This window comes from Verrucomicrobiia bacterium (assembly GCA_035495615.1).
Taxonomy (GTDB): Bacteria; Omnitrophota; Omnitrophia; order Omnitrophales; family Aquincolibacteriaceae; genus DATJFP01.
Genome location: DATJFP010000105.1, coordinates 1 through 9,418, shown reverse-complemented (window position 1 = coordinate 9,418; position 9,418 = coordinate 1). Strand labels below are relative to the sequence as shown.

The window sequence follows — 9,418 nt, the reverse complement described above, 5'->3', positions numbered from 1 at the left end:
CTTCGGGATGCCGGCACGATTACCGGGGGCGGACCGCCGCCGTTTCAGAAACAGGATCGGTCGCGTTTTCTTCATGCGTTCGATGAGTTGATTCAGGGGATCAAACGAAAGAATAAATAGAGGTATCGTTATCCTAACCACCACGGCTTGCTTTTAGAGCCGAAGCGTAATTTCCTCCCTCGCCCTCCTTGGATAAATATTTTGAGCGCGTTTCGGCGGTTTGAAGTGTGTCCCTTTTGGGACTGTCCCCTGCAAACTCCATGATATAATTGACGATCAATATCGCGCTCATCTGATGCAGGGAACAACTCATGGCTGACAAAATCGCGTTTTTATTTATGCATGGCGTTGCGCCCGACCTTTCGCAGGAAAAAAGGCCGGGCTATTCCAGGCCGATGTATGACGCCCTGATGAATCAGATGCAGAAAAGGGGAGTCGATACTTCGGCTTTCAGGCGGTTTGAGGTGAACTGGTCGCCGGTCACTTTTGGATTTAAAAAGCGGATGGCCAAACTTCAGTTCGACACGCCTCCGGCAAGAAGGAGTTTTGTGCCGGGAAAAAACATGATCCAGAACACCCTGCGCAATTTTATTTATCCCGCCGTCATCGACATTCTCTTTTATGTCAAAAACAAGGGCAGCATCACCAACAAGGACAAAATGCCTGAGATGGAGCTTCTCCACCAGGCCACCAAGAATATTTACAGGCGTGGCTTCCGCAAGGTCGTGCTGCTGGCGCATTCGCTGGGCTCTGTCGCGGCTTATGATTATGTGTTCCGTTTTGAAGAGCGCTACCCGTTCCCGGAGCATCTCGAGCTGACCTGTCTTGTGACTTTCGGCAGCCCCGTGGCGCTCTTCGCATCCGGCATGGGATACCCGATGTCCACGAAGATCAAGCGGCCTGCCTATGCGAAGAAATGGATTAATCTCTGGGACTTCGACGACCCGATCGCCACCCGGCTGCTTCCGCACTTCCCGAAAAAGTTCTCGAAAGATTTCCTCACCGACATCCCGGTCGACACCGCCTTCATGAACCCCATTGCCGCCCACTCGGGGTATTGGACCAACTCCAAAGTCATTGAGCACATCGCCGAAGAGCTGCAGGCGAAATAATAAAAAAGGGGCTGACCCGCTTCTTTGTCCTAGGCTGTCCCATTGATCCGGCGGCGGCATTCAGATACATTACACGCCCGTGGGACCTGTCTCACGCCTGTAAACGTCATCTTAATCATCCCGATCTCTGAGGAGAATGAAATGAAAAAGGCCCTTGGTATCTTTGTGTTTTTGCTTTTCACTTCTGTCTGCGCGCCGGCGAAAGGTTTCAGCTTTGATTTGCAGGCGGATTGGAGCGATGTTCTTAATCCCAACGGCCCGTGGTCGTACAGGCAGGGAGACACGGTCCTGCCCGCGACGATTGAGCCGGATTATGGCGACGGCATTATTAATGTGTGGGCGCCGCCGCTTCTTTTTGGCAAATTTCCTGTCGCGCCGATGCTCTTCAAGCTGACGCAGCAGGCCGCGAATTTTTATGGGACCATTTACAATACTCCGATGCAGGCCGGTGAGATTGTGACGATCACGGCGCCCAACAACGGCGAGCCGCTTGATCCCGCGGTGCTGGCCAATTACCGGTGGACGGCGCCTGCCGCCGGGAACTATGACATCAGCTCGAAAATCGCGCCCTGGATCGAAGGGAACCCGTTCGAGGAGGACTACAACTGGAAGCTTTTCATTAACAACACGCTGCTTGCCTCGAATGATTTCGACCAGACCGCCGGTTTCACCAGGGCGAATCCCGACCAGTTCTCGATCTTAAATCAGTTCCTGAACCTGGGCGATGTGATCAAGCTGCAGCTCGGAACCGTGACTCCCCAGGGCAGCAACAGTTTCGATGCCACGTTTGTCACGAACCTGACGATCAATCCGTCGTCCTTCGCAGCCACGGTCCCCGAACCTTCCACGGCCTTCCTTATGGGCCTGGCTTTATTGAGCATGCCTTTTGTCAATAAAGGCAGGGCGCTTTCAAAGCGGGTCCTTTAACACTCTAAAGGACCGCTGCGTTCTCTAATGGACGGTGGCCGGCAGAGCGGTGATCGGCAGATCGGTGTCCGGTAGATGCTTCCGGACACCTTTTGCCGGCGAGTTTATCAATTGGGCTCGTCGGCTGGTGCGGTGTCCGGTAGAGCGGTGATCGGCAGAAGCATCCGATCACCTGGCGCTGGCGGAGTACCGCCCGCTGGATCCGGACACCTGATGCCGACGAGTTTATTAATTGTTCTCGTCGGCTATTTGCCTACCCGCGAAATGTCGTCTACACTTCTATAGTCGTCTGCATTGATCCGACGCCCTCCTTCTTACCCGCCGGCAGAGCGCCGAGGGGAAGGAGATCCAACAAGTGGTGTCGCATGGATCGGTGCTTGCTCCGCCCGAACCCCGTGATCCGGGGCGGGAGTTTTAGGCCGGTGAGGCCAGAGGGAGGACAGTAGATGAGCTGGTATATTTCTTTCCTAGCGCATGTATGTAAAACGCTGCACGCGGACGCTCCACCTTAAGGACGCGGCGAGACCGCTAGACCTACTTTAACGGACGGCTCGGGGTTTTCTCCGGGCCGTCTTTTTTTCACACGACGAGCACAATTGTTAAAACTCGTCGTGACCCGGTGAAGCCAGCTTCTGGGCTTCACCGGTAGGGGGATATGCTTCTAAGACTCATCGCTATTATGGGCTGTACGGTGTCCGGTAGAGGCATCCGGACACCTGGGGCCGACAAGTTTTATAATTGGGCTTGTCGGCTGTACGGTGTCCGGTAGAGGCGGCCGGACACCTGGTGCCGACAGAGTACCGTCGGCTGGACGGTGTCCGGTTGAAGCATCCGGACACCTGGGGCCGACAAGTTTTATAATTGGGCTTGTCGGCTGGACACCTGTTGCCGACGGAGTACCGCCGGCTTGATACTCGAAAGCATTGCGACACCTTGTTCGGTAAAAGCATAAGGCATTGCGCGCCGCAAGCCGCCCCAACTTGAAGTCACAAATTGTGACTTCAAGTTTTTGAATTCAGTTTGATCCAACTGGAACATAAAATCGGCCGGAAAACGGTATCGGTTTCTTTTGACCGCTTGGATAAGGGCTTTGGGGGCAACCCCATAAAGAGACGCGAGATAGGGGCTCAACATGACACGGCAGCCCCGAAGTGTATAAATATGTTCAGCGATTTTGTCCGTCAAAACTAAGGATTTCATAAACGGGATTACTATAAAGGAGAATGATAGACAGAAGTCCGAAAAATTTGGATAAGCGGCTTTTCTTGCCCGCATTCCGCGTCTCTTAGGATCGAAAAAGCAGAGAAGTTTCCAGAGCGAGACTGTCCGGTAGTGCGGTGTCTGGTAAAGCGGTGTTCGGTTGAGGCATCCGGACACTTGGGGCCGACGGAGTACCGTCGGCTGGTGCGGTGTCCGGTTGAAGCGTCCGGACACCTGGTGCCGACAAGGTTTACAATTGGGCTTGTCGGCTGGCAGAAACATCCGATCACCTGGTGCCGACGGAGTACCGTCGGCTGGTGCGGTGTCCGGTTGAAGCATCCGGACACCTGGTGCCGACGAGTTTTACAATTGGGCTCGTCGGCTGTTAACCCCGGATGCCGTTATAGGGGTGTTTTTCGGGCTCGGCTTCTTCGTAGCTTCTTATGATCTTGCCTCGGTTGACGAGGCGGTCGCCGTTCAGCTCTTTTTTGACGCTGTATTTGGCGTACGAGGTTTCCTTCTTGAGTTTCCACATCTTCTCAGCGTACTCCTGCTCGTAAGTTTTATCCTGGGCCCGATCGGGTGCGGCTCTTTTTTGGTTCCACAGTTCCTCTTTCAAGTCCGTCGCCTTATCCACGTAGTCCTTATTGATCTTGAGCAGTTCCTGCCGCAGGCGGCTCAGGTATTCGAAGTCTTCGGCCCGCAATTCTTGTTTCATTTTGATGGAATTCTCGGGGCTGATCGCGCGCGCCGGGGACGGGCAGAGGAAAGCCGTCATGCTGAACGCGAGCAGAAGGAATGGATTTAAGAAACGTTTCGTGTTGTTGATCATGGCCTATCCTGGAAGAAGAGTGGATGGATTGTAACACAGGATAAACAGAAATAAAGGTAAGACCAGGACAGTTCCCAGGGAAGGTCCCTTCTTAACGGTGGGCTAATTGGGTTTCCCCGCCATAAGACCCTGACAATTCATAAAAGAGTCACCCTGACAATTGCCTGACAATCCCGCATCTATATCCCGACAATAAGCTGACAAATAAATACAGAAGGGGCTCCGCGAATTTGGTACCATGCAACCGACGGTACTCCGTCGGCACCAGGTGACCGGATGCCGCTGCCGGTCACCGTAGGTTGGAGGCTTAATGGCTTTTATCAGTTTACAGGACATCTCGCTCGCGTTTGGCGGGCCGCTCATTTTTGATCATTTGAGTCTGCACGTGGAGCAGGGGGACCGGGTCGCGCTTTTGGGGCGCAACGGGGTGGGGAAGACTACGCTCATGCGCGTGATGTCGGGCGAGATCAAGGTGGATGAGGGAAAGGTCATCTATCAGAAGGGCGTCCGCGTGGTGCATCTGCCGCAGGAAGTGCCGACGGATGTCACGGGGAATGTGTTTGACCTGGTGCTTTCGGGACTGGGCGGGCGCGCGAAGCTGATCAGCGACTATCATCATGTGAATCATCAGCTCGCCACGGAATACAGCGAGGCGCTCATGAATAAGCTCGGCAATCTTCAGGCGGAAATGGACCATGCGAATGCGTGGGAAACGAGCCAGCAGGTGGAAAGCGTGGTCGAGCACATGAAGCTGGATCCGGAAAGCCTTTTTGAAAATCTCTCGGGCGGGCAGAAAAAGCGGGCGATGCTGGCGCGGGCGCTGGTGCAGAAGCCGGACGTGCTGCTGCTCGACGAGCCGACGAACCATCTGGACATCGAATCGATCGAGTGGCTGGAAGGATTTTTGAAAGCCTACGAGGGCACGATTTTTTTTGTGACGCACGACCGCATGTTCATGTCGCACCTGGCGACGAAGATCGCGGAGCTGGACCGCGGCCGCATGTGGAGCTGGGCCTGCGATTATCCGGCCTTTCTCGAACGCAAGCAGGCGGCGCTCGATGCGGAAGCGGCGGAGCGGGCGGAGTTCGAGAAAAAACTGGCGCGTGAAGAAGTCTGGATCCGCCAGGGCATCAAGGCGCGGCGCACGCGCAATGAGGGGCGTGTGCGGGCGCTGGAAAAACTGCGGGCGGAAAAAGCAGCGCAGCGCCAGGTGATGGGCAAGGTGAAGATGAGCGTGCAGGAAGCCGGGCGCTCCGGCCAGCTCGTCAGCCGGGTGAAACATTTGACGCACGGGTACGACAGCAAAATCTTGATTCAGAATTTTTCAACGGAGATCATGCGCGGCGACAAGATCGGGCTGATCGGTCCCAACGGAAGCGGCAAGACCACGCTGATTCGTCTGCTGCTGGGCCAGATGCCGCCGCAGAAGGGAACGGTCGAGCTGGGCACGAACCTCGAGATTTCCTACTACGATCAGCTTCGCCAGCAGCTGGATGAGAACAAGACCGTGATGGAAAACGTGGGCGGCGGCAGCGAGATGGTCACGGTTGGCGGCAAGACGAAACACATCCTCGGCTATCTCCAGGATTTTTTGTTCGCGCCCGACCGCGCCCGGTCGCCCGCGCGTGTGTTGTCCGGCGGAGAGCGCAACCGGCTGTTTCTCGCGCGCCTTTTCACCAAGCCTTCGAATTTGCTGATCATGGACGAACCCACGAACGATCTGGACGTGGAAACCCTGGAGCTGCTCGAAGAGCTGCTCATCGATTACAGCGGCACGCTGATTCTCGTCAGCCACGACCGCGCATTCCTTAATAATGTCGTGACGTCCACGATCGTGCTGGAAGGCGGCGGCAAGGTCGGGGAATATGCGGGCGGTTACGACGATTGGCTGAAGGTCCACGAGGAGCGCCAAGCCATCAACCAGGCCAAGCCCGCGCCCCGTCCCGCGGCATCTGCACCGGCAGCGGCGAAGGGCACGGGCAAGCTTTCGTCGTCTGAGAAAAATGAGCTCGCGCGTCTTCCGGCTGAAATCGAAAAGGCCGAAGCCGAGCAAGCGCGGCTTTTCCAGGTGATGGGAGATCCCGCCTTTTATGCAGGAAGTTCTGAAGTGGTCGCGAACACGCTTGCCAGTTCCGACGAAGTGGCACGCCGCCTGGCCGACCTTTATGCCCGCTGGGAAGCGCTGGAAGCCCGTAAATAACTCGAACTCGTTTTTGGCGGCGGCCGCGTTTCTTTTCTCTCTCCGGCAGTAATCTGTGTTACTCTGCTTCTGCACCCACACTGAAAGGAATATCATGCCCACCGAGAAGAAAAAGCCCGTGAAGTCAAAGAAGAGCAAGAAGGCGTCCGATTCCTCCGCGAAGGAGGTTATAGCGGGCGAACACGCGATCGCGGCGGCAGCGACGTCGACCACAGCCATGATTGGGGCGGCAAGCAAGGGGCCTTCCTATAAGGCCGTCGAGATCGAGAACTTTGCCCAGTTCGAGGAGGAATTCGGGGAATTGATGGATGCGGCCGAGCTCGGATACGCGGTCCGGCAATTTTTTTTGAATGGCGGGATGAAGGTGTGGGTGGTGCGGGCGGCAAAGCCGCTCGATGAGGAGCGGTTGAAGCAGGCGCTCGATGCGCTGGACGAGGTCGAAGATTTCGGTCTTTTTACAATCCCCGGAATGAAAAATACGCAGCTGCTTCCGAGCGTCATTGCTTATGCCCGCAAACGCAGGGCTTTTACGCTGATCGATCTTCCCGAAGAAGTGCGCACAACGCAGCAGGCCGCGCTCGCGGTGCAGCATGGAAATATCCCGTGGACGTCAGACGCCGCATTCTATTATCCGCGCATTCTGATCCCCGACGCGAAGCATCCGGAACGTCTGCGTCGTTCGACGCCGGCCGGAAGCGTGGCGGGCCTTATCGCGCGCACCGACAGGGAACAGGGCGTATGGAAAGCCCCGGCGGGCGCGGAGGCGGTGCTCGAAGGCGTGATGGATGTGGATGAGCGCCTTGCTTCGCGGGACCAGGAGCTTTTGAATCCGCACGGGATCAATGCGATCAAGCCGCATGGAGAAAACCAGTTTTTTGTCTGGGGCGCCAGGACGCTCGAAGAACATCGCGGCTATCAGGGCATCTTCCGTTACATCCCGGTGCGCCGTCTGGCGCTTTTCATCGAAAAGAGCATCGTGCAGAGCATGAAGTGGACGGCCTCCCAGGCCAATGATAAAGTCTTGTGGGCCTCGATAAGAAAAAGCATCGAGACCTTTTTGCGGGCGCTTTTGCGTGAAGGAGCGCTCAAGGGAAATTCGGCCAAGGAAGCCTATGCGGTCCGCTGCGACAAAACCACGATGACGCCGCGCGAGATCGCTTCCGGCCAGATCAAGGTCCTGGTGGATTTCGCGCCCGTCGTGCCTGCCGAATTCATCACCCTTAAATTCACTTTCAAATCCGCTCAGCCCTAACGCGGCGACGCGGTATCAACCGATCAAGCACTCCAACGAGTGCGGGGAGCGCATAATGCGGGTCAATTACAGCGGCAACAAACGAAAAAAAGAAGAAGCGCGGCGCAAGAAGCAGGAAGAAAAGCGCGAGAAGCGTTTGAATAAAAACAAAACTCCGGAGACTCCTTCGGAGCCGGAAGTACAATAGAAACCGGCCCGAAGCGGAATAGCGCAGCGGCACCCCCTTCCAACCCCGCCCGCGCTTCTATATAATTCCTTCATGACTTTCCTCCTTGGGATTCCTTTCTCTTACTGCCGGATGCCGTTATGAAAGAAGTCGAGATGTACCTGCCCCTGAAGATTTTTCTCGAGAAGAAGGGGTATCGCGTGCATTCGGAGGTCGAGAGTCTCGATGTGATGGCGCGCAAGGGCGATGAGCTGCTGGTGGTCGAGATGAAGACGGCTTTCAATCTGCAGCTGGTTTATCAGCTGATCGAGCGGCTGAAGATGACCGAGCTCGTGTATGCCTACATTCCCTTGGAAAAGGGCGGGCGCTGGCCGAAGTCTTATAAGAGGATGTGCGGGCTTTTGAAGCGTCTGCATTGCGGGCTGATGGTGCTGGACGCCGCGGCGCGGGAAGTGGTGGTGGAGTTCGAGCCCGCCGCATTCAAGGGGCGCACGAATTATGCGCGCAAGAACCTGGCGATCAGGGAGTTCGAGGGGCGCAGCCTCGACCTGAACCAGGGCGGAAGCACGCGGGAGCCCTTGTTTACCGTCTATAAGGAAAAGGCGATCCGGGTGGCGATGTACCTGCTGGAGCGCGGGCCCGCGCCCGTCGGGGAAATCCGCGAAAAACTTGCCATCGATAATGCCGTCTCGATTTTGTATGATAACCACCTCGGATGGTTCCGGCGGGTTTCGAGGGGCGTGTACCAGCTGACGCCGGAGTTTGAATTCTTCCGTTTGAAATACGAAAAACAAATCAAACAGTTGTGGCGTTAGTGACAGTCCCAAAAGGAACAGTATCAGCAGACTGATTTCTGAGGAGCCCGTGATGAAACTTCCCAAATCAATTCTCTCCCTCATGCTTTGCGGTTTGATCGCGCTGCCCGCGGCGGCCCATGCGCAGGACAAAGGCGCAACGCAAAAAGAACTCGATAAGTACGGCATCAAGCCGGGAAAAAGCGGGGAAGGAATCAAGGACGAAGCAAAGCCCGAAGAACCGAAAAAGGCGGAGGCCAAGAAGGACGAATTCAAGGACGGCAAGGTCGAGAACCAGAGTGATGTTCCGGTGGTCGTGATCATCAAAACAACCGGCGGGGTTGAGCATGTGGTGCAGCTCGGTCCCCAGAAAACGGAAGATCCGGAGAAAGGGCCGGTCTATCAGGCGACGCCGCTTCCGGCGGACGCGAAGGACGTCGCGATAAAAGAAGATCCCATGAATCCCGGCGAAAAAGGGAAAGAGCCGAAAATCGAGATCACGCACCCGAACGGCTATAAAACGTCCCTTGATAAATTCGGCAAATCAAAACCGGTTTACAAGGGCGACAAGGTTTATGTGGTCTGGAACATGAGTGATGTGTATGAGCGCCAGGCCGAATTGATTAAGGAAGACGGGACAAAACAAACGGTGAAGCTGACTCCCTATCAAATGCAAGTGCTTGACCCGGGAGTCATCGAAGTCAAAGGGAGAGGCGTCCGCGTGTGGGAAATTGACCCTAAGAAAAGTGAGAAGGAACGCCGCACGACGACCGTGGAGCCCAAAGACGGTTCGGTCAAGATCCCCGAAAATAAAACCATCAGCATGTCCACTTTCGGCGATGAATTCAAAAATAACGCCTTTGCCCGCGGAATCGACGCGCGGGACGCTCTGGTCACTCATGAAGAATCCCAGTCCGAAAACCGGATGGAGAATT

The 9,418-nt window shown here is 55.7% G+C and carries 7 protein-coding genes and 1 pseudogene; 6 read left to right on the top strand and 2 right to left on the bottom strand.

The annotated features are described in order from the left end of the window. Positions 1–311 precede the first annotated feature (311 nt). Together VL688_13150 and VL688_13145 are read left to right on the top strand one after the other, a co-directional pair. Positions 312–1,112, top strand: coding sequence for a hypothetical protein (locus VL688_13150; protein ID HTL49001.1), 801 nt, complete (start codon positions 312–314; stop codon positions 1,110–1,112). A gap of 141 nt (positions 1,113–1,253) precedes the next feature. Further along, positions 1,254–2,039: a hypothetical protein gene (locus VL688_13145; protein HTL49000.1), complete on the top strand. Its 786-nt coding sequence runs from the start codon at positions 1,254–1,256 to the stop codon at positions 2,037–2,039. 912 nt (positions 2,040–2,951) lie between these two features. On the opposite strand, the pseudogene VL688_13140 reads toward VL688_13145, so the two are convergent. After that, positions 2,952–3,239, bottom strand: a pseudogene (locus VL688_13140) (ORF6N domain-containing protein). A gap of 385 nt (positions 3,240–3,624) precedes the next feature. Then, the gene (locus VL688_13135; GenBank protein HTL48999.1) at positions 3,625–4,071 is read right to left on the bottom strand and encodes a hypothetical protein; all 447 of its coding nucleotides are present in this window, start codon (positions 4,069–4,071) and stop codon (positions 3,625–3,627) included. Positions 4,072–4,381: 310 nt separating this feature from the next. On the opposite strand from VL688_13135, the gene VL688_13130 reads away from it, so the two are divergent. From VL688_13130 to VL688_13115, 4 genes are all read left to right on the top strand, one after another. Then, the gene (locus VL688_13130) at positions 4,382–6,271 is read left to right on the top strand and encodes an ATP-binding cassette domain-containing protein (protein HTL48998.1); all 1,890 of its coding nucleotides are present in this window, start codon (positions 4,382–4,384) and stop codon (positions 6,269–6,271) included. Between the two features lie 94 nt (positions 6,272–6,365). After that, positions 6,366–7,523: a phage tail sheath subtilisin-like domain-containing protein gene (locus tag VL688_13125; GenBank protein ID HTL48997.1), complete on the top strand. Its 1,158-nt coding sequence runs from the start codon at positions 6,366–6,368 to the stop codon at positions 7,521–7,523. A 306-nt stretch (positions 7,524–7,829) separates the two neighbouring features. Beyond that, a complete protein-coding gene (locus tag VL688_13120; protein ID HTL48996.1) occupies positions 7,830–8,504 on the top strand; it encodes a DUF2161 family putative PD-(D/E)XK-type phosphodiesterase in 675 nt (224 codons plus the stop codon). Positions 8,505–8,556: 52 nt separating this feature from the next. Next, the coding region (locus VL688_13115) for a hypothetical protein (protein ID HTL48995.1) at positions 8,557–9,418 on the top strand (862 nt) is incomplete at its 3' end.

Excerpts from the sequence above, each read along its gene's own strand:
- VL688_13120 (HTL48996.1), top strand. The coding sequence starts at position 7,830 with ATGAAAGAAGTCGAGATGTACCTGCCCCTGAAGATTTTTCTCGAGAAG.
- VL688_13145 (HTL49000.1), top strand. The coding sequence starts at position 1,254 with ATGAAAAAGGCCCTTGGTATCTTTGTGTTTTTGCTTTTCACTTCTGTC.
- VL688_13130 (HTL48998.1), top strand. The coding sequence starts at position 4,382 with ATGGCTTTTATCAGTTTACAGGACATCTCGCTCGCGTTTGGCGGGCCG.
- VL688_13150 (HTL49001.1), top strand. The coding sequence starts at position 312 with ATGGCTGACAAAATCGCGTTTTTATTTATGCATGGCGTTGCGCCCGAC.
- VL688_13135 (HTL48999.1), bottom strand. The coding sequence starts at position 4,071 with ATGATCAACAACACGAAACGTTTCTTAAATCCATTCCTTCTGCTCGCG.
- VL688_13125 (HTL48997.1), top strand. The coding sequence starts at position 6,366 with ATGCCCACCGAGAAGAAAAAGCCCGTGAAGTCAAAGAAGAGCAAGAAG.